The sequence below is a fragment of the Aquisalimonas sp. 2447 genome (genome assembly GCF_012044895.1).
Taxonomy (GTDB): Bacteria; Pseudomonadota; Gammaproteobacteria; order Nitrococcales; family Aquisalimonadaceae; genus Aquisalimonas.
The window spans coordinates 3201075-3223826 of the sequence record NZ_CP050695.1 but is presented as its reverse complement, the minus strand read 5'-3'; the positions used below and the strand labels follow the sequence as shown (position 1 = coordinate 3223826).

The following is a 22752-nucleotide window of genomic DNA, read 5'->3' as shown; positions in this document are numbered from 1 at the left end:
CTCGGGGGAGTGCCATGGCCGGTGATCATGCGCCGATCCGGCTGATCGTCGGCCTTGGCAATCCCGGGGACAAGTACACGGGCACCCGCCACAATGCCGGCTTCTGGTTCGTGGACGAACTGGTGCGCCGGCACGGCGGGTCGCTGCGCCCGGAGACGCGGATCCGCAGTGAAGCCGCCCGCCTGGAAGTCGCGGGGGAAGCCGTGTACGTGCTCAAGCCGCTGACGTTCATGAACCGCAGTGGCCAGGCCATCGGCGCCGTGGCCGCCTTCTACAAGATTCCCCCCGAGAGCGTGCTGGTCGCCCACGATGAGCTGGACCTGCCGCCGGGTGCAGTGAAGGTCAAGCGTGGCGGTGGCCACGGCGGCCATAATGGTCTGCGGGACACCATCCGCGCCCTGGGTTCCCGGGAGTTCTATCGTCTGCGCCTGGGGATCGGGCATCCCGGGCACGCCGATGACGTGGTTTCCTACGTCCTCAGCAAGCCCTCGCCGGAGGATCGCCGCGCCATCGACGGTGCCGTGGACGAATCGGTGGCCGCCATGGACCTGATTCTTGCCGGCGAGATGGACAAGGCCATGCAGCGGCTGCACACCCGCTGACATTCGCATCACCAACCAGCGCAGCGAGGCATCATGGGTTTCAAATGCGGTATTGTCGGGTTGCCCAACGTGGGCAAGTCCACCTTGTTCAACGCCCTGACCCGCAACGAGATCCCCGCGGAGAACTACCCGTTCTGCACCATTGATCCCAACGTCGGGATCGTGCCGGTGCCGGACCCCCGGCTCGATCAGCTTGCCGCCATCGTCAAGCCCGAGAAGGTGATCCCCACCACCATGGAGTTCGTGGATATCGCGGGCCTCGTGGCCGGGGCGTCCAAAGGCGAGGGATTGGGCAACCAGTTCCTGGCCAACATCCGCGAGACGGACGCCATTGCCCACGTCGTTCGTTGCTTCGAGGACGATGATGTCCACCACGTCGCCGGCCGGGTGGACCCGGTGGATGACGTGGAGACCATCAACACCGAGCTGGTGCTGGCGGACCTGGACAGTGCCGAGAAGGCGTTACAGAAAACGGAGCGCCAGGCCAAGTCCAACGACAAGGAAGCCATCCGTCGCCGTGACGTGCTGCGGCGGCTGCGCGATCATCTGGGCGAGGGGCTGCCGGCGCGGACGCTGGCGCTGAGCGATGACGAGCAGACCACACTGCGGGAATTCCACCTGCTCACGGCCAAGCCGGTGCTCTACGTGGCCAACGTCGACGAGGGTGGTTTCGAGGCCAATCCCTACCTGGAGCAGCTGCGTGCCCATGCCGAATCCGAAGGTGCCGGTGTCGTGGTGCTGTGCGCCGCCATCGAGGCGGAGCTGTCCCTGCTGGAAGAAGACGAGCGGGACGCCTTCCTCGGCGAGTACGGGCTGGAAGAACCGGGCCTGCATGTGCTGATCCGCGCCGGCTACGACCTGCTGGGCCTGCGCACCTACTTTACCGCCGGTCCCAAGGAGGTGCGTGCCTGGACCATCCGCAAGGGGGATACCGCCCCCCAGGCTGCGGGTCGCATTCACACGGATTTCGAGCGTGGCTTTATCCGCGCCGAGGTGATCGGCTTCGACGACTACATCGCCTGCGCGGGCGAGGCCGGTGCCAAGAACGCCGGGCGCATGCGCCTGGAAGGCAAGGAGTACGTGGTCCAGGAGGGTGACGTGGTCCACTACCGCTTCAATGTCTGACGGCGGCGACGCCAGGCCCGCTTGACAGGCCGGGCCTCCGGTTGGACAATCCCGCTTCCCGCAAGAGTCCGTGGCTACGTAGCTCAGTTGGTCAGAGCATCGCACTCATAATGCGAGGGTCGGTGGTTCAAATCCACCCGTAGCCACCATTATTTCGTTTCTGTCTCCGACTCCCCGTCGCACCCTCCGATCCGTGACTCAAGTCCGGCACAGCGGCGCCGATGACGTCCATACTCCGCGCGTTCGTATTTCACGTATCCATCTGGGGACAGTCATGACCACGTTCTTCCGTCGCATGCGCGTCAGTCACCGCATCTGGCTGATTCTCGCCCTCGCCGCCCTGGTGTTCGCCGCCAATGCCCTGTGGACCCTGGGGTCGACCCGAGCCTCGCTGCAGGAGGAGCGGCTTGCCCAGGCGTCGGCGGTCCTGGACAGTGCCATGACCGTGATGGCGCACTTCCACGAGCTTGCCGAGCAGGGCGCCATCGACGAGGACACCGCCCGGGAGCAGGCCCTGGAGACACTGCGTGGTGTCCGTTATCTGGGTGAGGAATATCTCTGGGTGCACGATGCGGACAACACCATGCTTATGCACCCCATCAGCCCCGGGCTTGAGGGCGACGATCTCACCGAACTGGACGATGGTACGGGCAACTACTTTGTGGCGGACATGACCCGTGGTGTCATGGCAGCCGACGACGGGCGTTATCGGGTCGACTACCTGTGGCCGCGTCCCGGCGAAGAAGAGGCCATCGAGAAGGTCTCCGAGGCGCAGGTGTTCGAGCCCTGGGGGTATGTGATTGCCAGCGGCGTCTACATGGCCGACGTCAACGCCGCCGTCAATCGCGAGCTCATGGGAGCGGTGGTCACCAATACCCTGGGGCTCCTGTTGATGCTCGGCGTGGGCTGGGCGGTCATCGCCAGCATTGTCTCACCTCTGAACCGCACCATCGGCGGTATTCGCGAGGCGGCCCAGGAGCCCGTGAACCTGTCGGCCCGGCTGGATGAATCCGGCCGCGATGAGCTCGCCGATCTATCCCGCTCTTTCAATGGTCTCTTCGAGATTCTCCAGGGGGTGGTGCAGAACGTGCGTGACAGCAGTGACACCCTTGTGAGCTCGGCGGCGCAGTTACGCGAGTTGACCGGCAGTGCGGACAAGGATTCCCGTCAGCAGCGGGAAGACATTGACGAACTGGCCAGCTCCATGAATGAAATGGCGGCCACGGTCCAGGAGGTGGCCCGCAACGCCAGCTCCGCCGCCGACGCCGCGGGGCAGGCCCAGGCCGAAACCCAGTCCGGTGCCGAGGCGGTGACCCAGACCCGCGACGCCATCAACAGACTCGCTTCGGAGTTGGAGGAAACGCGGGAAGCGGTGAACCAGCTGGCCAGTGAGTCCAACAACGTTGAAACCGTGCTGGAGGTTATCAACGGGGTCGCCGAGCAGACCAATCTGCTGGCACTGAATGCCGCCATCGAGGCGGCTCGAGCCGGAGAGCACGGGCGCGGGTTCTCCGTGGTGGCCGACGAGGTGCGCACGCTGGCGCAGCGCACGCAGCAGTCCACCCAGGAGATCCGGGAAATCCTGGAGCGCCTCCAGCGCGGCTCGCGGCAGGCCGCGGAATCCATCGAGGCGCGCACCGAGAGCGCGCGGCAGACGGTGGAGCGATCCAACGACACGGAGACGGCGCTGGGCACCATCGCCGAGGCCGTTGACGGCATCAGTGGGATGAACACCCAGATCGCAAGCGCCGCCGAGGAGCAGTCGGCGACCGCGGACGAGATCAACCGGCGCGTCAGTGGCATCCGCGATGCGGCGGTACGCAGCGGCGAGGCAATGGATCGGGCTCGCGGCGGCGCAGACGATCTCGGTGCCATGGCCGAGCGGCTGCAGGAGGCCGTCAATCGTCTGCGCTCGTAGTCCGGCGCCCGGTGCTGGCGCCCGCCCTCCGCATGGTGGCCACGCAGAGTCGACGCGCATTCGCTACAATGCGCGTCGACAAGCGATGACGACTCCAGGAGGGGCCCATGTACGAATTCGTCCAGTACACCAGCGCAGACGTCATGACCCGGCAGCCGGTGACCGTAACCCCGGAGACCCCCCTGGCAGACGCCCAGGCGTTGTTCGAGAAGCGCGGTTTCAATGGCATGCCGGTGGTGAATGAGCAGGGCGCTCTGGTGGGTTTTGTGACCAAGATGGATGTCCTGCGGGCGTTCACCCTGCGTCCGGAGTACATGGTTCCCCCGTACAGCGAGATCATGCGTGATCCGGTGGAGCGGGTCATGACCCGGGAGCCGGTGTGCGTGCCCCCGGACTACCCCCTGACCCGCGTGCTGCAGCGACTGGTGGAGATGGGGGTCAAGAGCATGCCCGTGACCGACAACGGCTCCCTGGTGGGCGTGATTGCCCGCGAGGATCTCCTGGACGCCCTTCGCCGGGCCACCGAATAGCCGGGCTCCATTGCATCCCCGGATGCACACCGCGGCAATTTCCCCAAGGCGGTTGACAGGAGAGCGCCGGCTGGCGCAAAGTATCGCGCTCCAAAACGGAGGGGTTCCCGAGCGGCCAAAGGGGGCAGACTGTAAATCTGCTGGCACAGCCTTCGGAGGTTCGAATCCTCCCCCCTCCACCGAATAATGCGAGTGCAGGGCGCCGGGCGCCGGCACGGCAGGAAGCGAAGCCTCCCAGGGGGAGGTTCGAACCGAACAGAGGTTCGAGACAATGAACCGGCGTTTTGGCGTCGGCAGAGCAAGCTTGCCACCCGCGGGTGGCAAACGGGGCGCCCGCCTTCGGCTGGCGCCTATTGCTCGTAGTACCGGGATTATGGGGCCGAGGCAGCGACACGCGCCCGCCCGGGGATTCCGCGGGTGTAGTTCAACGGTAGAACCTCAGCCTTCCAAGCTGATGATGTGGGTTCGATTCCCATCACCCGCTCCAGACTGAAGGCCGGGGTTGGCCGGATGAAAGGGTTTTCAGGGCCCATATAGCTCAGAGGTAGAGCACTCCCTTGGTAAGGGAGAGGTCGGCGGTTCAAATCCGCCTATGGGCTCCATAGTTCAGTGTTGCACGAGAAAGGTCGAACCGTGGCTGCGGTTCCGAGCGTGAAATAAGGGAAAGGCCGGGAGAATTTCATGTCCAAGAGCAAGTTTGAGCGTAAGAAGCCGCACTGCAACGTGGGTACGATTGGTCACGTTGACCATGGTAAGACGACGCTGACTGCAGCCATGACGAAGGTGATGGGCGAGCAGTGGGGCGGTGACGTGCGCGCGTTTGATCAGATTGACAATGCGCCGGAAGAGAAGGCGCGCGGGATCACGATTGCCACGGCGCACGTGGAGTACGAGTCCACGCAGCGCCACTATGCGCACGTTGACTGCCCGGGTCACGCGGACTATGTGAAGAACATGATCACGGGTGCGGCGCAGATGGACGGTGCCATTCTGGTGGTCTCTGCAGCTGATGGTCCCATGCCGCAGACGCGTGAGCACATTCTGCTCAGCCGTCAGGTGGGTGTGCCGCACATTGTGGTGTACCTGAACAAGGCGGACATGGTGGATGATGCGGAGCTGCTGGAGCTCGTGGAGATGGAGGTGCGTGATCTGCTGAGCCAGTACGACTTCCCGGGCGACGACACGCCGATCATCACGGGTTCGGCGCTGAAGGCGCTGGAAGGCGACGAGTCGGATATTGGGACGCCGTCGATCGTGAAGCTGGTCGAGGCGATGGACGATTTCATCCCGACGCCGGAGCGTCCGGTGGACCAGCCGTTCCTGATGCCGATCGAGGACGTGTTCTCGATTTCGGGTCGTGGCACTGTGGTCACGGGTCGTGTTGAGCGTGGTGTGGTGAACACGGGCGACTCGGTGGAGATCGTGGGTCTGCGTGATACGCAGAAGACGACGGTCACGGGTGTGGAGATGTTCCGCAAGCTGCTGGACCAGGGCGAGGCGGGCGACAACATCGGTGCGCTGCTGCGTGGTACCAAGCGTGATGATGTCGAGCGCGGTCAGGTGCTGTGCAAGCCGGGCTCGATCACGCCGCACACGAAGTTCGAGTGCGAGGTGTACATTCTGTCGAAGGACGAGGGTGGACGTCACACGCCGTTCTTCAATGGCTATCGCCCGCAGTTCTACTTCCGCACCACGGACGTCACCGGCTCCTGCGAGCTGCCGTCTGGCACGGAGATGGTGATGCCTGGCGACAACGTGCAGATGACGGTGTCGCTGATTGCGCCGATTGCGATGGAAGACGGTCTGCGTTTTGCCATCCGTGAAGGCGGCCGCACCGTGGGTGCCGGCGTCGTCTCCAAGATCCTGGACTGAAGTCAGGGTCTGCGCGACGGGGAACAATGCGGTACACTGAAAGGCGCGGTGCGGGCTGGACCCCGTTCCGCGTCTTCGCCGCTCCGGTTCCGCGGCGCGACAAGCAACAGGCCAGTAGCTCAATTGGCAGAGCAGCGGTCTCCAAAACCGCAGGTTGGGGGTTCGAGTCCCTCCTGGCCTGCCACTCAACTTGATGGCAGGGTCTGCCGCCTCAGGCGGCCCATCCCGTTCGGAGTCCTGCGGAACCGATGAAGTCCAGGCAGAATACCGAAAGCTCACCAGTTGATACCATCAAGCTGGTGTCCGCGCTTGTGATACTGGGCGCCGGCATCTTCGGCTTTTACGTCTACGAAGACCAGCCGCAGCTCTACCGCGTGCTCGGCATCCTGGCCGTGGGTGCAGTCGCCGTCGGTATCGCCGTGTCGACGAACCCGGGCCTCAGGCTGTGGCATTTCATGCAGGATTCCCGCACGGAGGTGCGCAAGGTCGTCTGGCCTACGCGCCAGGAGACCGTGCAGACCACCATTATCGTTCTGATCGTGGTCATCCTGGTGGCAATCTTCCTCTGGTTGCTGGACATGCTCCTGTCCTGGGGCTTCCAGCAGATCGTCCTTCCGGGAGGCTGACGGCATGACGATGCGTTGGTACGTGGTTCACGCCTACTCGGGTTTCGAGAACAAGGTCAAGCAGTCCCTGGAAGAGCGCATCCGGCGCGCCGGGATGGAAGAGAAATTCGGCGAGATTCTCGTGCCCACCGAAGAGGTGGTCGAGATCCGTGGTGGCCAGAAGCGGCGCAGCGAGCGCAAGTTCTTCCCCGGCTATGTGCTCGTGCGTATGGAGATGGACGATGACACCTGGCACCTGGTGAAAGAGGTGCCGCGGGTGATGGGCTTCATCGGCGGGCGCAGCGATCGCCCGGCGCCGATTTCGGACCGCGAGGCCGAGCAGATTCTCAATCGCGTCCAGGAGGGCGTTGAGAAGCCGCGGCCGAAGGTCCTGTTCGAGGTGGGTGAGGTAGTGCGCGTCATCGACGGGCCCTTCACCGATTTCAATGGCGCGGTGGAAGAGGTCAACTACGAAAAGAGCCGTCTGCGGGTGGCCGTGCTGATCTTCGGCCGGTCGACGCCCGTGGAACTGGGCTTCGATCAGGTGGAGAAGACCTGATCGCTGAATTCGATGGCGCCGGCGAAGCGGGGTTGCCCGTTGTGCCGGCGCCCGGTCGTAACGGGGAGCCGAAAGGCGTTCGTACCCACTGAAGGAGGCTGTCATGGCCAAGAAAGTCGCAGCGTACATCAAACTGCAGGTGAAGGCCGGTCAGGCCAACCCCTCGCCGCCCGTGGGCCCGGCGCTGGGTCAGCACGGCGTGAACATCATGGAATTCTGTAAGGCGTTCAACGCCCAGACCCAGGAGATGGAGCCGGGCCTGCCCATTCCGGTGGTGATCACGGTCTACTCCGATCGCAGCTTCACCTTCATCACCAAGACCCCGCCGGCGGCGATCCTGCTGAAGAAGGCAGCGGGTATCAAGAGTGGCTCCGGTCAGCCCCACGTCAACAAGGTTGGCAAGGTGACCCGCGAGCAGCTGGAAGAGATTGCCCGGACCAAGGAGCCGGATCTCTCGGCTGCCGACATGGACGCCGCCGTGCGGACCATCGCCGGCAGCGCCAGGAGTATGGGTCTCGACGTGGAGGGGGTGTGATCATGGCAAAGCTCACCAAACGCCAGAAGGTGTTCGCCGAGAAGGTGGAGCGCAACAAGTTCTATCCGGTGGAAGAGGCCTTCAGCCTGCTGCAGTCCCTGCCGGCGCCCAAGTTCAAGGAAACCGTTGAAGTGGCGGTGAATCTGGGCGTGGATCCGCGCAAGTCCGACCAGATGGTGCGCGGCTCCACCGTGCTGCCCAATGGCACCGGCAAGAGCGTGCGCGTGGCCGTGTTCGCCCAGGGCGACAAGGCCGAGGCCGCGAAGGAGGCCGGCGCCGATGTGGTCGGCATGGACGACCTCGCCGAGCAGATCAAGGGCGGCGACCTGGCCTTCAACGTGGTCATTGCCAGCCCTGATACCATGGGCACAGTGGGCAAGCTGGGAACGATTCTCGGTCCCCGTGGTCTCATGCCGAATCCGAAGGTCGGCACGGTGACGCAGGACGTGGCCACGGCGGTGAAGAACGCCAAGGCCGGCCAGGTGCGGTATCGCACGGACAAGAAGGGCGTGATCCATGCCGGTATCGGCAAGGTGGATTTCACCCCGGATCAGCTTCGGGAGAACCTGGAGGCGCTGGTGGCCGACCTGTGGAAGGCCAAGCCGGCGGCGGCCAAGGGGATCTATTTCAAGAAGGTCACGGTATCGTCGACCATGGGGCCCGGCGTGAACGTGGACCTGGCGTCGATGAAGTACTGAAGAATCCGCATCGGACACCGGCGCTTTGCCGGTGTCCGCGCGGTGTCTTGAGGCTGTCGGACAGCGGCAGCCGTCAGAGACCGCACGGCGTGGCCCAGGCCACTTAATTGACCATGTGCATGGTCAGCCGGCGCAGACGGTGCAGCCCCGGGCAGAATCATGCTGCGGAAGGCGACCGTTTGACCCCGCAAGGGGAGAGCCGGACTCCGGTCCGGCTCGAACGCGCCCCGGCAACACTGGTTGTCGGGGGTCATGGCCAGTTCCAGGAGGACATTACCAATGCCAATGAGTCTGGAACAGAAAAAGGCGATGACCGCGGAAGTCAACGCGGTCGCCCAGTCGGCCCATTCGGCCGTCGCCGCGGAATATCGCGGTATCAAGGCGACCCAGATGGACAGCCTGCGCGCCCAGGCACGCAAGGAGCGGGTCTACCTGCGGGTAGTCAAGAACTCCATTGCGCGTCGGGCGGTCGAGGGCACGGACTTCGAATGCATGACCGAGCGCTTCGAAGGTCCGCTGATGCTCGCGTTCTCCCAGGAGGACCCGGGTGCAGCGGCCCGGCTGGTGAAATCCTATTCCAAGGAGAACGCCAAGCTGGTGCCGAAGTTCGTTGCGATCAGCGGTGCGGTTTACGAGGCCTCCGAACTGGAGCGCCTGGCAAGCCTGCCCACCCGCGACGAAGCCCTGAGCAAGCTGATGGCGACCATGAAGGCGCCGACCCAGAAGCTGGCCACCACGCTTAACGAGGTGCCCGGCAAGCTGGTGCGGACCCTGGCCGCCGTTCGCGACGCCAAGCAGGCGGGCTGAACGACTTTCGGGTATTGCCTGGATTGTTTCATTAACGCAGCAGACGCCCCACAGGGCTGATCTGACAGTTCAACGCAGGAGTTAGAGCAATGGCCGTTTCCAAAGAGGACATCCTCGAGACAATCGGTAACATGAGCGTCCTCGAGATCGTGGATCTCATCGAGGCGATGGAAGAGAAGTTCGGCGTCACCGCCGCTGCCGCCGTGGCGGCCGCCCCGGCTGCCGCCGGTGGTGGCGAGGCCGAGGCTGCCGAAGAGCAGACCGAGTTCGACGTCATCCTGAGCAGCTTTGGTGACAACAAGGTGGGCGTCATCAAGGCCGTGCGCGGCATCACTGGCCTGGGCCTGAAGGAGGCGAAGGAAGTGGTGGAAGGTGCGCCGTCGCCGCTGAAGGAGGGTGTGTCGAAGGACGAAGCCGACGACATGAAGAGCAAGCTGGAAGAGGCCGGCGCCTCCGTCGAGATCAAGTAAGACTTGACGGCGGACGTCTGCAAGCTGCTGTATCGGGAACCGGCTGGTGGCCCTGGGGCCGCCGGCCTTTTCCCGTTTCCGGACTGACCGGAAACGGAGGCGGGTTCAAAGTTACGTGCTCCGGCGCCGCCCTGAGTACGGAAGTTTGAACAACTGTCTCGTTCCCCGGACGAACATGGGTGAGGAACCTCGATGGCCTATTCTTTCACCGAAAAGAAGCGTATCCGCAAGGATTTCGGCAAGATCCCCAACATTCTGGAGGTCCCCTATCTGCTAGCGACGCAGCTGGACTCCTACGAGCATTTCCTGCAGCCCCACCAGGGCCCGGATGACCGTGACGAGGCCGGCCTGCATGCCGCCTTCCGTTCCGTGTTCCCGATCACCAGCTACTCCGGAACGGCGGCGCTGGAATACGTGAACTATCGTATCGGCACGCCGGTGTTCGACGTCAAGGAGTGTCAGTTGCGCGGCATGACCTATGCCGCGCCGCTGCGCGCGCTGGTGCGTCTGGTCATTTATGACAAGGACGCCAAGACGGTGAAGGACGTCAAGGAGCAGGAAGTCTACATGGGCGAACTGCCGCTCATGACCGAGAACGGGACCTTCGTCGTCAACGGCACCGAGCGGGTGATCGTGAACCAGCTTCACCGCTCCCCCGGCGTGTTCTTCGACCACGACAAGGGCAAGACCCACTCCTCGGGCAAACTGCTGTTTACGGCGCGGGTGATCCCCTACCGGGGCTCCTGGCTGGATTTCGAGTTCGACCCCAAGGACAACATCTTCGTGCGCATTGACCGGCGCCGGAAGCTGCCGGCGACCATCCTGCTGCGCGCGCTCGGCTACGGGCCGGAAGAGATTCTTGACCTGTTCTTCGAGAAGAACACCTTTCATCTGCAGAAGAAGGGCGTGGTCATGGACCTGGTGCCGGAGCGCCTGCGTGGCGAGACGGCCCAGTTCCCCATCGAGGTCAACGGCGAGGCTCTGGTAGAACAGGGGCGGCGGATTACCGCGCGTCATATCCGGCAGATGGAAAAGGCGGAGCTCAAACAGCTCACGGTGCCGGAGGAGTACCTGGAAGGCCGCATCCTGGCCCATGACGTGGTGGACAGCTCCACCGGCGAGATCATCGCCGAGACCAACGCCGAGCTGACCCCGGACGTGATTCAGGCCATCCGCGACGCGGGTATCAAGAAGATCGATACCCTGTTCGTCAACGATCTGGATCAGGGCCCGTACATCTCCAACACCCTGCGCATCGACACCACCCGCACGCAGCTCGAGGCGCTGGTGGAGATCTATCGCATGATGCGTCCCGGCGAGCCGCCCACCAAGGACGCTGCGGAGAACCTGTTCCAGAACCTGTTCTTCTCCGAGGACCGCTACGACCTGTCGGCAGTGGGTCGCATGAAGTTCAACCTGCGCGTGGGCCGTGACGAGGTCACCGGCTCCGGCACGCTGACCAACGACGACATTTTCGACGTGCTCAAGGCGATGATCGACATTCGCAACGGCAAGGATACCGTTGACGACATCGACCATCTGGGCAACCGCCGTATCCGCTCCGTGGGCGAGATGGCGGAGAACGTCTTCCGCGTCGGCCTGGTGCGTGTGGAACGTGCCGTGCGCGAGCGCCTGAGCCTCGCCGAGAGTGAAGGCCTGATGCCGCAGGAGCTGATCAACGCCAAGCCCGTGGCGGCGGCGGTGAAGGAGTTCTTCGGCTCCTCCCAGCTGTCCCAGTTCATGGACCAGAACAACCCGCTGTCCGAGGTCACTCACAAGCGGCGCGTATCCGCCCTTGGGCCCGGTGGTCTGACCCGCGAGCGGGCCGGCTTCGAGGTGCGGGACGTGCACCCGACCCACTACGGCCGCGTCTGCCCCATCGAAACGCCGGAAGGGCCGAACATCGGCCTGATCAATTCGCTGGCCTGCTACGCGCGGACCAACCGCTACGGTTTCCTGGAGACGCCGTATCGGCGCGTGGTGGATGGCAAGGTCACGGCGCAGGTGGACTACCTCTCGGCCATCGAGGAGTCCCGCTACATCATCGCCCAGGCCAATGCGCGCCTGGACGAGGAAGGCCGCCTGGCGGATGACCTGATTTCCATCCGGCACCAGAACGAGTTCGGCATGTCCACGCCGGACAAGATCCAGTACATGGACGTCTCGCCCAAGCAGACCGTGTCCGTGGCGGCGGCGCTGGTGCCGTTCCTGGAGCACGACGACGCCAACCGCGCGCTGATGGGCGCCAACATGCAGCGTCAGGCGGTGCCGACCCTGCGCGGTGAGAAGCCGCTGGTGGGTACGGGCATGGAGCGTGCCGTGGCCACCGACTCCGGCGTCACCGTGGTGGCGCGGCGTGGTGGCGTAGTGGAATCCGTGGACGCCGCGCGGGCCGTCATCCGCGTCAACGACGACGAGACGGCCCCGGGCGAGCCGGGTGTGGATATCTACAACCTCACCAAGTACACGCGCTCCAACCAGAACACCTGCGTGAACCAGAAATCGCTGGTGAACGTGGGTGATGTGGTGGCCACCGGCGACGTCCTTGCCGACGGCCCGAGCACGGACATGGGCGAGCTGGCGCTGGGCCAGAACATGCTGGTCGCCTTCATGCCGTGGAACGGCTACAACTTCGAGGACTCCATCCTCATCTCCGAGCGGGTGGTCCAGGAAGATCGGTACACCACCATCCACATCGAGGAGCTGACCTGCGTCGCCCGGGACACCAAGCTGGGCCCCGAAGAGATTACCGCCGACATCCCCAATGTGGGCGAGTCGGCCCTGTCCAAGCTGGACGAGGCCGGGGTGGTGTACATCGGCGCCGAGGTCAAGGCCGGGGACATCCTGGTGGGCAAGGTCACGCCCAAGGGCGAGAGCCAGCTCACGCCGGAGGAAAAGCTCCTGCGCGCCATCTTCGGCGAGAAGGCCTCGGACGTGAAGGACACCTCGTCACGGGTCTCTTCCGGCATGGACGGCACGGTCATCGACGTGCAGGTGTTCACCCGGGACGGCGTGGAGAAGGACTCCCGTGCGCTGTCCATCGAACGCGAGGCCATGGCCAAGATCCGCAAGGATCTGGATGACCAGTACCGCATCTTCGAGGACGACGCCTTCCAGCGCATCCAGGCCACCATTGTCGGTCTGGAGGCCGAGGGCGGGCCCAACGGCTTGAAGGCCGGCACCAAGGTCACCGAAAAGTACCTGGAGACCCTGGATCGCGAGAAGTGGTTCGAGATCCGGCTGAAGGACGAGTCTGCCAACGAGCTCCTGGAGCGCGTGCAGCAGCAGCTCAAATCCCAGCAGGAGGCCTTCGAGCAGCACTTCGAGGAGAAGAAGGCCAAGATCACCCAGGGCGATGACCTCGCGCCCGGCGTGCTCAAGATGGTCAAGGTCTACCTTGCAGTGAAGCGCCGCTTCCAGGCCGGTGACAAGATGGCCGGTCGCCACGGCAACAAGGGCGTGATCTCCATGATCGTGCCCCAGGAGGACATGCCCTTCGACTCCGACGGCCGCCCCGTTGATGTGGTGCTGTCACCGTTGGGCGTGCCCTCGCGCATGAACGTGGGGCAGGTGCTGGAGGTCCACCTGGGCTGGGCGGCCAAGGAGCTGGGGCGAAAACTCGCCAACATGCTCGATGCCAAGGCCAAGGCGGATGAACTGCGCCAGGAGCTGGACGCCATCTACAACCACAGCGGCCAGACCGTGGACCTGGCGGATCTCTCCGACGAGGAGGTGGTGCGCCTCTGCAGCAACCTCCGGGGCGGGGTGCCCATGGCCACGCCGGTGTTCGATGGCGCCCGCGAGGAAGAGATCAAGTACATGCTGCGCCAGGCTGGCCTGCCGGAATCCGGACAGACCACGCTCTACGACGGGCGCACCGGTGATGCCTTCGATCGTCCGGTGACCGTGGGCTACATGTACATGCTCAAGCTCAACCACCTCATCGACGACAAGGTGCATGCCCGCTCCACGGGGCCGTACTCCCTGGTCACCCAGCAACCGCTGGGCGGCAAGGCGCAGTTCGGCGGCCAGCGCTTCGGCGAGATGGAAGTCTGGGCGCTGGAGGCCTATGGCGCGGCGTACACGCTGCAGGAGATGCTGACGGTGAAATCGGACGACGTGAACGGCCGCACACAGATGTACAAGAACATCGTGGACGGCGAGCACGAGATGAAGGCGGGCATGCCCGAGTCCTTCAACGTGCTGATCAAGGAAATCCGCTCCCTCGGTATCAACATCGAGCTGGAACAGGACTGATCACCGGAGACTATGGCCGCTGGCGTCGCCGGCGGCCGCGTCAGCATTCACCAACAAGGTTGGCGGACGAACAGCTATGAAAGACCTTCTCAATCTGTTCAAGCAGACCGGCGGACAGCCGGACGATTTCGATGCCCTCCGGATCCGGCTGGCCTCGCCGGAGATGATCCGGTCCTGGTCCTTCGGTGAAGTGAAAAAACCGGAGACCATCAACTACCGTACCTTCAAGCCGGAGCGCGATGGCCTGTTCTGCGCCAAGATCTTCGGCCCGGTGAAGGACTACGAGTGCCTGTGCGGCAAGTACAAGCGCCTCAAGCACCGCGGCGTGGTCTGCGAGAAGTGCGGCGTGGAAGTCACGCTGGCCAAGGTGCGCCGCGAGCGCATGGCCCACATCGACCTGGCCAGCCCGGTGGCGCACATCTGGTACCTGAAGTCGCTGCCCAGTCGCATCGGCCTGCTGCTGGACATGACCCTGCGCGACATCGAGCGGGTCCTGTACTTCGAGGCGTTCATCGTCATCGATCCGGGCATGACGCCGCTGGAGCGGGGCCAGCTGCTCACCGACGAGGGCTACCTGGACGCCGTCGAGCAGTACGGCGACGAGTTCGACGCCCGCATGGGTGCCGAAGCGGTGAAAGAACTGCTCCGCAGCGTCGAGCTGCAGGAGGAGCAGCAGAAGCTGCGCGAGGAGCTCAACGCCACCAACTCCGACACCAAGATCAAGCGTCTGTCCAAGCGGCTGAAGATTGTCGAAGCGTTTATCGACTCCGGCAACAAGCCCGAGTGGATGGTGCTGGACGTGCTGCCGGTGCTGCCGCCGGATTTGCGTCCGCTGGTGCCCCTGGACGGTGGCCGCTTCGCCACCAGTGATCTGAACGATCTCTACCGGCGGGTGATCAACCGCAACAACCGGCTCAAGCGTCTGCTGGAACTCAATGCTCCGGACATCATCGTGCGCAACGAGAAGCGCATGCTGCAGGAGTCCGTGGACGCACTGCTGGACAACGGCCGCCGCGGCCGGGCGATCACCGGCACCAACAAGCGGCCGCTGAAATCCCTGGCGGACATGATCAAGGGCAAGCAGGGCCGTTTCCGGCAGAACCTGCTGGGCAAGCGCGTGGACTACTCCGGCCGTTCCGTGATCGTGGTGGGCCCGACCCTGCGCCTGCACCAGTGCGGCCTGCCCAAGCGCATGGCCCTGGAGCTGTTCAAGCCGTTCATCTTCTCCAAGCTGCAGCGTCTCGGTCTGGCCACCACCATCAAGGCGGCCAAGAAGATGGTGGAGCGCGAGGTGCCGGAGGTCTGGGATATCCTCGAAGAGGTGATCCGCGAACACCCGGTGCTGCTCAACCGCGCCCCCACGCTGCACCGTCTGGGCATCCAGGCGTTCGAGCCGGTGCTCATCGAGGGCAAGGCCATCCAGCTGCATCCGCTGGTGTGCACCGCCTATAACGCCGACTTCGACGGCGACCAGATGGCCGTGCACGTGCCCCTGTCCCTGGAGGCGCAGCTGGAATCCCGGGCACTGATGATGTCCACCAACAACGTCCTCTCCCCGGCCAGCGGTGACCCCATCATCGTGCCGTCCCAGGACGTGGTGCTGGGCCTCTACTACATGTCCCGCGAGCGGGTGAATGCCCGCGGCGAGGGCATGGCGTTCACCGATCTCAACGAGGTGCACCGCGCCTACGACAGTGGCACCGTGGACCTGCAAGCCAAGGTCCGCGTGCGCATCCCCGAGGTGCGGGTGGCCGAGGACGGCAGCAAGGAAACGGTGATCACCCGTTACGACACCACCGTGGGCCGAGCGCTGATCTACCGCATCATGCCGGACGGCCTGCCCTTTGAACTGGTCAATCGGGAGATGAACAAGAAGGCCATCTCCGCGACCATGAACGCCTGCTACCGTGACGTGGGACTGAAGGAGTCGGTGATCTTCGCCGACCAGCTCATGTACATGGGCTTCCACTTCTCCACCCGCGCGGCGGTGTCCATCGGCGTCAACGACATGGTCATCCCGGAAGAGAAGGGGGAGATCCTCGGTCGTGCCGAGGAGGAAGTGAAAGACATCGAGGAGCAGTACGCCTCGGGTCTGGTAACCAACGGCGAGCGCTACAACAAGGTGGTGGATATCTGGTCCCGGACCAATGACGCCGTCGCCGGCGCCATGATGGAAAAGCTCGGCAGCGAGGCCGTGGTGGATGCCGAGGGGAACGAGGTCCGCCAGACCTCGTTCAACTCCATCTTCATGATGGCCGACTCCGGTGCCCGTGGTTCCGCAGCCCAGATCCGGCAGCTCTCCGGCATGCGTGGTCTGATGGCCAAGCCGGACGGCTCCATCATCGAAACCCCCATCACGGCCAACTTCCGTGAGGGGCTGAACGTGCTGCAGTACTTTATCTCCACCCACGGGGCCCGGAAGGGTCTGGCGGACACGGCGCTGAAGACGGCCAACTCCGGCTATCTCACCCGGCGTCTGGTGGATGTTGCCCAGGACCTGGTGGTCACCGAACAGGACTGCGGCACCGAGAACGGCGTCTACATGGCCCCGATCATCGAGGGCGGCGACGTGGTGGAGGCGCTCAGCGAGCGGGTGCTCGGTCGCGTGCTCTGCCACGACGTGCTGGACAGTGAGACCCAGGAAGTTGCCATCGCATCCGGCACCATGCTGGACGAGGCCCTTGTGGAGAAGCTGGAGCAGCTGGGTGTGGACGAGATCAAGGTGCGCTCGCCGATCACCTGCGACACCCGTCATGGCGTGTGCTCCCTGTGCTACGGGCGTGACCTGGCGCGCGGCCATCAGGTGAACGTGGGCGAGTCCGTGGGGGTCATCGGCGCCCAGTCCATCGGCGAGCCGGGCACCCAGCTAACCATGCGCACCTTCCACATCGGCGGTGCGGCCTCGCGGGCCGCGGCCATCAGCGACGTGGAGGTCAAGTCTGCCGGGCGGGTGCGCTTCCACCGCCTCAACACCATCGATCACCACTCCGGCAACCTGGTTGTGACCTCCCGTTCCGGCGAGATCACGGTCATGGACGAGCAGGGTCGCGAGCGTGAGCGGTACAAGGTGCCCTACGGTGCCACCGTGATGGTCAACGAGGGCGATCCGGTGGAGGCCAACCAGGTGGTCGCCTCCTGGGATCCGCATACCCACCCCATCGTCACCGAGGTGCGCGGTCACCTGCGCTTCTTCGACTTCATCGAGGGCGTGACGGTGAACCGGCAGGTGGACGAGATCACCGGTCTGTCCAGCCTGGAGATCACCGACCCCAAGACCCGCGGCAATCAGGAGTACGCCAGTCAGCTGCCGGGGGCCAAGGAGGGTGAGCGCATTGCCGCCAAGGACATGCGGCCGATGATCAAGCTGGTGGATGACAACGGCAAGGACATCATGATCCCCGGCACGGATATTCCGGCGCAGTACTACCTGCCCGCCGGCGCCATCATCAGTGTCGAGGACAACGCCGAGGTGGACGTGGGTGACGTGCTTGCCCGCATTCCCCAGGAGTCGTCCAAGACCCGCGACATCACCGGCGGTCTGCCCCGGGTTGCCGACCTGTTCGAGGCTCGCAAGCCCAAGGAGCCGGCGATCCTGGCGGAGATCTCCGGCACCGTGTCCTTCGGCAAGGAAACCAAGGGCAAGCAGCGCCTGATCATCACGCCCCAGGAAGGCGACAACCACGAGGAGCTCATTCCCAAGTGGCGCAACATCAACGTCTTCGAGGGTGAGCATGTGGAGAAGGGCGAAGTGGTCGCTGACGGCGAGCCGAGCCCCCATGACATCCTGCGGCTGCTGGGCGTGCCTGCGCTGGCCGCCTACGTGGTCAAGGAAATCCAGGACGTCTATCGTCTCCAGGGCGTGAAGATCAACGACAAGCACATCGAGGTGATCATCCGCCAGATGCTGCGCAAGGCCGAGGTCACCGATCCGGGCGACAGCACCTTGCTCCGCGGCGAACAGGTGGATCGCGCTACCATCGAGGAGATCAACGACGAACTGCGGATCGGCGACAAGCAACCGGTGTATTACCAGCCGCTGCTGCTGGGGATCACCAAGGCGTCGCTGTCCACGGAATCCTTTATCTCCGCGGCATCGTTCCAGGAGACCACCCGGGTGCTCACCGAAGCCTCCGTCCGCGGTGGCAGGGACGACCTCCGCGGTCTCAAGGAGAACGTGATCGTCGGCCGCCTGATCCCGGCCGGCACGGGGTACGCCTATCACGAGGAACGCCGCCGCCAGCGGCAGGTGGGCATGCCCACCTCGGTGGCCGACGCCGAGGCGGAACTTGCGTCCGAACTCGCCGAGAGCGACGTCGGGGGCGGGGAGCCGCAGGCGCCGGATACCTCGCCGGACGAGTAACGTTCGCCGAAAGTCCCGTCAGACAAGGCCTTGGTTGACATGCCAGGGCCGTCTGCCTACAATTGCGCACCTTCGACAGGCCGGCCCGTTCGGCCTGTCGTTTGTTTCTAGCTTGGAGTAAGCGAGTTCATGGCTACTGTGAATCAGCTCGTCCGCAAAGGACGCCGTAGCAAACCGGAAAAAAGCAGCGTGCCGGCACTGGAGGCATCGCCCCAGAAGCGGGGCGTGTGCACCCGCGTGTATACGACCACGCCCAAGAAGCCGAACTCGGCTCTGCGCAAGGTCGCACGCGTGCGGCTGACCAATGGTTATGAAGTGGCCTCCTACATCGGTGGTGAGGGTCATAACCTCCAGGAGCACTCGGTGGTGCTCATCCGCGGTGGTCGTGTCAAGGACCTTCCGGGTGTGCGCTATCACACGGTTCGCGGCGCGCTGGACACCGCCGGTGTCGACAAGCGTCGCCAGGGCCGTTCCAAGTACGGTACCAAGCGCCCCAAGGGCTAGCGGGTTCCGTTTCAGCACTCTGACAGGCTTCGGATACAGACATGCCGAGAAGAAGAGAAGTCCCGAAACGCAAGGTTTTGCCGGATCCCAAATTCGGCAGTGATCTGCTGGCCAAGTTCGTGAACATGCTCATGCGTGACGGCAAGAAGTCCGTTGCCGAGCGGATCGTCTACGACGCCCTGGACCAGATCCAGGCCAAGGGCAATGACGAGCCAGTGGGTGTCATGGAGCAGGCGCTGGAGAACATCCGTCCGGCGGTGGAGGTCAAGTCCCGCCGCGTGGGGGGTGCCACCTACCAGGTGCCGGTGGAAGTGCGGCCCGAGCGGCGCAACACGCTGGCCATGCGCTGGCTCATTGACGCTTCGCGCAAGCGCAGCGAAAAGACCATGGCGCAGCGGCTCGCCGGCGAGGTCCGCGAGGCGGCGGAAAGCCGCGGCACCGCCGTGAAGAAGCGGGAAGACACGCACCGCATGGCCGAGGCCAACAAGGCGTTTTCTCATTATCGCTGGTAACAGCAAGGGTATTTGATCGTGCCACGCAAGACTCCAATCGAGCGCTATCGCAACATCGGCATCATGGCGCACATTGATGCCGGCAAGACCACCGTCACAGAGCGCATCCTGTTCTATACGGGCATCTCCCACAAGATGGGCGAGGTGCACGATGGTGCTGCCGTGATGGACTGGATGAGCCAGGAGCAGGAGCGTGGCATCACGATCACCTCTGCCGCTACGACGACCTTCTGGCGGGGGATGGATCAGCAGTACCCAGAGACGCGCATCAACATCATCGACACCCCGGGTCACGTGGATTTCACCATCGAGGTGGAGCGCTCCCTGCGGGTGCTCGACGGCGCGGTATGCGTGCTGGACGCCAACGCCGGGGTTGAGCCGCAGACCGAGACCGTGTGGCGGCAGGCCAACAAGTACGAAGTCCCGCGCATGGTGTTCGTCAACAAGATGGACAAGATGGGCGCCGACTACTACCGCTGCGTGGAAATGCTGGGTTCGCGCCTGGCAACGCATGCCGTGCCGATCCAGCTGCCCATCGGTGCCGAGGATCAGTTCGCCGGGGTGGTGGACCTCATCGGCATGCGCGCCATTTACTGGAACATGGATGACGCCGGCACTACCTATGAGTCGAAGGAGATTCCCGACGACCTGAAGGAGTCGGCCGAGTCCTATCGTGAGCAGATGGTCGAGGCGGCTGCCGAGGCCGATGAAGAGCTCATGAACAAGTACCTCGACGGCGAGCTCACCAATGACGACATCCGGGCGGGGCTGCGCAAGCGCACCATTGCCAACGAGATTGTCGTGGTGACCTGCGGTAGCGCGTTCAAGAACAAGGGCGTGCAGGCGTTGCTGGATGCCGTCATCGAGTTCATGCCGAACCCGTGGGACGTGCCCGCCATCGAGGGTGAGCTGGACGACGGCACCATTGCCGAACGTCACCCGGATGACGAAGAACCGTTCGCGGCGCTGGCTTTCAAGATTGCCACGGATCCTTATGTGGGTACGCTCACCTTCTTCCGTGTGTATTCCGGTGTGATCAACTCCGGCGACCAGATCTACAACCCGGTCAAGGGCAAGAAGGAACGGGTCGGGCGCCTGGTGCAGATGCACTCCAACGATCGCCAGGAGATCAAGGAAGTGCGCGCGGGCGATATCGCCGCGGCGGTCGGTCTGAAGGATGTGACCACCGGCGATACGCTGTGCGCGGCGGACAAGCACATCACCCTGGAGCGCATGGAATTCCCGGAGCCCGTGATCTCGGTGGCCGTGGAACCCAAGTCCAAGGCCGACCAGGAGAAGATGGGTATGGCCCTGGGCAAGCTGGCCCAGGAAGACCCGTCCTTCCAGGTGCGCACCGACGAGGAGTCCGGCCAGACCATCATTTCGGGCATGGGCGAGCTGCATCTGGAGATCATCGTTGACCGGCTCAAGCGGGAGTTCAAGGTCGAAGCCAACGTGGGTAACCCGCAGGTGGCGTACCGCGAATCCATCCGCAAGGAAGTGGAGCAGGAAGGCAAGTTCGTGCGCCAGTCCGGCGGCCGCGGTCAGTACGGTCACGTGTGGATCCGCATGGCGCCCCTGGAGCGCAGCGGTGGCTACGAATTCGAGAACAAGATCGTCGGCGGCGTGATTCCCAAGGAATACATCCCGTCCGTGGACAAGGGCATCCGTGAGCAGGCCGAAAACGGGGTCATCGCCGGTTATCCGGTGGTCGATTTCAAGGTCACCCTGTTCGATGGCTCCTATCACGATGTTGACTCTTCGGAAATGGCGTTTAAGATTGCGGGCTCCATGGCGTTCAAGGAAGCCGTGGCCAAGGCCGACCCGGTGCTTCTCGAGCCCATGATGGCGGTGGAAGTAGTCACTCCGGAAGACTACATGGGTGACGTGGTCGGCGACCTCAACCGCCGGCGCGGCACCATCAAGGGCATGGAAGAGTCCCCCATGGGGCGGAACATCCGTGCCGACGTGCCGCTGAAGGAAATGTTCGGGTATTCCACGGATCTGCGCTCCGCGACCCAGGGACGTGCCAGCTACGTCATGTCCTTTGATCATTATGCGGAAGCGCCCGCGAGCGTTGCAGCAGAGGTTCAGAAGGCGTCCTGAACCGGGTGCCTCGGGCCGCTGCGATGCGGCCAGCCAGTTCAACAGTAGGATGCCGGCGCACAGGCGCCCGGCGGAACAGTACAAGGGGATGAGTCGTGTCCAAGAGCAAGTTTGAGCGTAAGAAGCCGCACTGCAACGTGGGTACGATTGGTCACGTTGACCATGGTAAGACGACGCTGACTGCAGCCATGACGAAGGTGATGGGCGAGCAGTGGGGCGGTGACGTGCGCGCGTTTGATCAGATTGACAATGCGCCGGAAGAGAAGGCGCGCGGGATCACGATTGCCACGGCGCACGTGGAGTACGAGTCCACGCAGCGCCACTATGCGCACGTTGACTGCCCGGGTCACGCGGACTATGTGAAGAACATGATCACGGGTGCGGCGCAGATGGACGGTGCCATTCTGGTGGTCTCTGCAGCTGATGGTCCCATGCCGCAGACGCGGGAGCACATTCTGCTCAGCCGCCAGGTGGGTGTGCCGCACATTGTGGTGTACCTGAACAAGGCGGACATGGTGGATGATGCGGAGCTGCTGGAGCTCGTGGAGATGGAGGTGCGTGATCTGCTGAGCCAGTACGACTTCCCGGGCGACGACACGCCGATCATCACGGGTTCGGCACTGAAGGCGCTGGAAGGCGACGAGTCGGATATTGGGACGCCGTCGATCGTGAAGCTGGTCGAGGCGATGGACGATTTCATCCCGACGCCGGAGCGTCCGGTGGACCAGCCGTTCCTGATGCCGATTGAGGACGTGTTCTCGATTTCGGGTCGCGGCACGGTGGTCACGGGTCGTGTTGAGCGTGGTGTGGTGAACACGGGCGACTCGGTGGAGATCGTCGGTCTGCGTGATACGCAGAAGACGACGGTCACGGGTGTGGAGATGTTCCGCAAGCTGCTGGACCAGGGCGAGGCGGGCGACAACATCGGTGCGCTGCTGCGTGGTACCAAGCGTGATGATGTCGAGCGCGGTCAGGTGCTGTGCAAGCCGGGCTCGATCACGCCGCACACGAAGTTCGAGTGCGAGGTGTACATTCTGTCGAAGGACGAGGGTGGACGTCACACGCCGTTTTTCAATGGCTATCGCCCGCAGTTCTACTTCCGCACCACGGACGTCACCGGCTCCTGCGAGCTGCCGTCTGGCACGGAGATGGTGATGCCGGGTGACAACGTGCAGATGACGGTGTCGCTGATTGCGCCGATTGCGATGGAAGACGGTCTGCGTTTTGCCATCCGTGAAGGCGGCCGCACCGTGGGTGCCGGCGTCGTCTCCAAGATCCTGGACTGAACCGAT

Annotated in this window: 17 protein-coding genes and 5 tRNA genes; all 22 read left to right on the top strand. The window is 63.9% G+C overall.

Annotated elements, in window-relative coordinates; translation table 11 throughout:
• Positions 1-14 precede the first annotated feature (14 nt).
• The 22 genes from pth to tuf (KU884_RS15160) all read left to right on the top strand — a co-directional run bounded on the left by pth (position 15) and on the right by tuf (KU884_RS15160) (position 22746).
• The gene (gene pth, locus KU884_RS15265) at positions 15-602 is read left to right on the top strand and encodes an aminoacyl-tRNA hydrolase (RefSeq protein WP_167783430.1); all 588 of its coding nucleotides are present in this window, start codon (positions 15-17) and stop codon (positions 600-602) included.
• Between the two features lie 33 nt (positions 603-635).
• Positions 636-1727, top strand: coding sequence for a redox-regulated ATPase YchF (gene ychF, locus KU884_RS15260; RefSeq protein ID WP_167783429.1), 1092 nt, complete (start codon positions 636-638; stop codon positions 1725-1727).
• A gap of 72 nt (positions 1728-1799) precedes the next feature.
• Positions 1800-1876 (top strand) — tRNA-Met (locus KU884_RS15255).
• Positions 1877-2001: 125 nt separating this feature from the next.
• Positions 2002-3645 carry a methyl-accepting chemotaxis protein gene (locus KU884_RS15250; protein WP_167783428.1) on the top strand — a complete coding sequence of 548 codons (1644 nt, stop codon included), beginning with the start codon at positions 2002-2004 and terminating at the stop codon, positions 3643-3645.
• Positions 3646-3752: 107 nt separating this feature from the next.
• Positions 3753-4175, top strand: coding sequence for an HPP family protein (locus tag KU884_RS15245; RefSeq protein WP_167783427.1), 423 nt, complete (start codon positions 3753-3755; stop codon positions 4173-4175).
• A 97-nt stretch (positions 4176-4272) separates the two neighbouring features.
• A tRNA-Tyr gene (locus tag KU884_RS15240) sits at positions 4273-4354 on the top strand.
• 234 nt (positions 4355-4588) lie between these two features.
• Positions 4589-4662: transfer RNA gene (locus KU884_RS15235), tRNA-Gly, on the top strand.
• Between the two features lie 40 nt (positions 4663-4702).
• Positions 4703-4777 (top strand) — tRNA-Thr (locus tag KU884_RS15230).
• Between the two features lie 79 nt (positions 4778-4856).
• On the top strand, positions 4857-6047 hold the full coding sequence (gene tuf / locus KU884_RS15225; RefSeq protein WP_167783415.1) for an elongation factor Tu: 1191 nt from the start codon (positions 4857-4859) through the stop codon (positions 6045-6047).
• A 108-nt stretch (positions 6048-6155) separates the two neighbouring features.
• Positions 6156-6231: transfer RNA gene (locus KU884_RS15220), tRNA-Trp, on the top strand.
• A gap of 64 nt (positions 6232-6295) precedes the next feature.
• Positions 6296-6673 carry a preprotein translocase subunit SecE gene (gene secE, locus KU884_RS15215; RefSeq protein WP_167783426.1) on the top strand — a complete coding sequence of 126 codons (378 nt, stop codon included), beginning with the start codon at positions 6296-6298 and terminating at the stop codon, positions 6671-6673.
• Positions 6674-6677: 4 nt separating this feature from the next.
• Positions 6678-7211 (top strand): transcription termination/antitermination protein NusG, encoded by a 534-nt coding sequence (gene nusG / locus KU884_RS15210; protein ID WP_167783425.1) that lies wholly within the window; start codon positions 6678-6680, stop codon positions 7209-7211.
• 103 nt (positions 7212-7314) lie between these two features.
• The gene (gene rplK, locus KU884_RS15205) at positions 7315-7746 is read left to right on the top strand and encodes a 50S ribosomal protein L11 (RefSeq protein WP_167783424.1); all 432 of its coding nucleotides are present in this window, start codon (positions 7315-7317) and stop codon (positions 7744-7746) included.
• A gap of 2 nt (positions 7747-7748) precedes the next feature.
• On the top strand, positions 7749-8444 hold the full coding sequence (gene rplA / locus KU884_RS15200) for a 50S ribosomal protein L1 (protein ID WP_167783423.1): 696 nt from the start codon (positions 7749-7751) through the stop codon (positions 8442-8444).
• Positions 8445-8723: 279 nt separating this feature from the next.
• On the top strand, positions 8724-9251 hold the full coding sequence (rplJ, locus tag KU884_RS15195; RefSeq protein WP_167783422.1) for a 50S ribosomal protein L10: 528 nt from the start codon (positions 8724-8726) through the stop codon (positions 9249-9251).
• 89 nt (positions 9252-9340) lie between these two features.
• Positions 9341-9721, top strand: coding sequence for a 50S ribosomal protein L7/L12 (rplL, locus tag KU884_RS15190; RefSeq protein ID WP_167783421.1), 381 nt, complete (start codon positions 9341-9343; stop codon positions 9719-9721).
• 192 nt (positions 9722-9913) lie between these two features.
• The gene (gene rpoB / locus KU884_RS15185; protein ID WP_167783420.1) at positions 9914-13978 is read left to right on the top strand and encodes a DNA-directed RNA polymerase subunit beta; all 4065 of its coding nucleotides are present in this window, start codon (positions 9914-9916) and stop codon (positions 13976-13978) included.
• 76 nt (positions 13979-14054) lie between these two features.
• The gene (rpoC, locus tag KU884_RS15180; RefSeq protein WP_167783419.1) at positions 14055-18338 is read left to right on the top strand and encodes a DNA-directed RNA polymerase subunit beta'; all 4284 of its coding nucleotides are present in this window, start codon (positions 14055-14057) and stop codon (positions 18336-18338) included.
• 129 nt (positions 18339-18467) lie between these two features.
• Entirely contained in the window at positions 18468-18842 is a 375-nt protein-coding gene (gene rpsL, locus KU884_RS15175; RefSeq protein ID WP_167783418.1) for a 30S ribosomal protein S12, read from the top strand.
• 41 nt (positions 18843-18883) lie between these two features.
• Positions 18884-19354, top strand: a complete 471-nt coding sequence (gene rpsG / locus KU884_RS15170) for a 30S ribosomal protein S7 (RefSeq protein WP_167783417.1) — start codon at positions 18884-18886, stop codon at positions 19352-19354.
• 18 nt (positions 19355-19372) lie between these two features.
• Positions 19373-21460 (top strand): elongation factor G, encoded by a 2088-nt coding sequence (gene fusA / locus KU884_RS15165; protein WP_167783416.1) that lies wholly within the window; start codon positions 19373-19375, stop codon positions 21458-21460.
• A 95-nt stretch (positions 21461-21555) separates the two neighbouring features.
• Complete coding sequence (gene tuf, locus KU884_RS15160) at positions 21556-22746, top strand: elongation factor Tu (RefSeq protein WP_167783415.1); 1191 nt, start codon at positions 21556-21558, stop codon at positions 22744-22746.
• Positions 22747-22752: the final 6 nt, after the last annotated feature.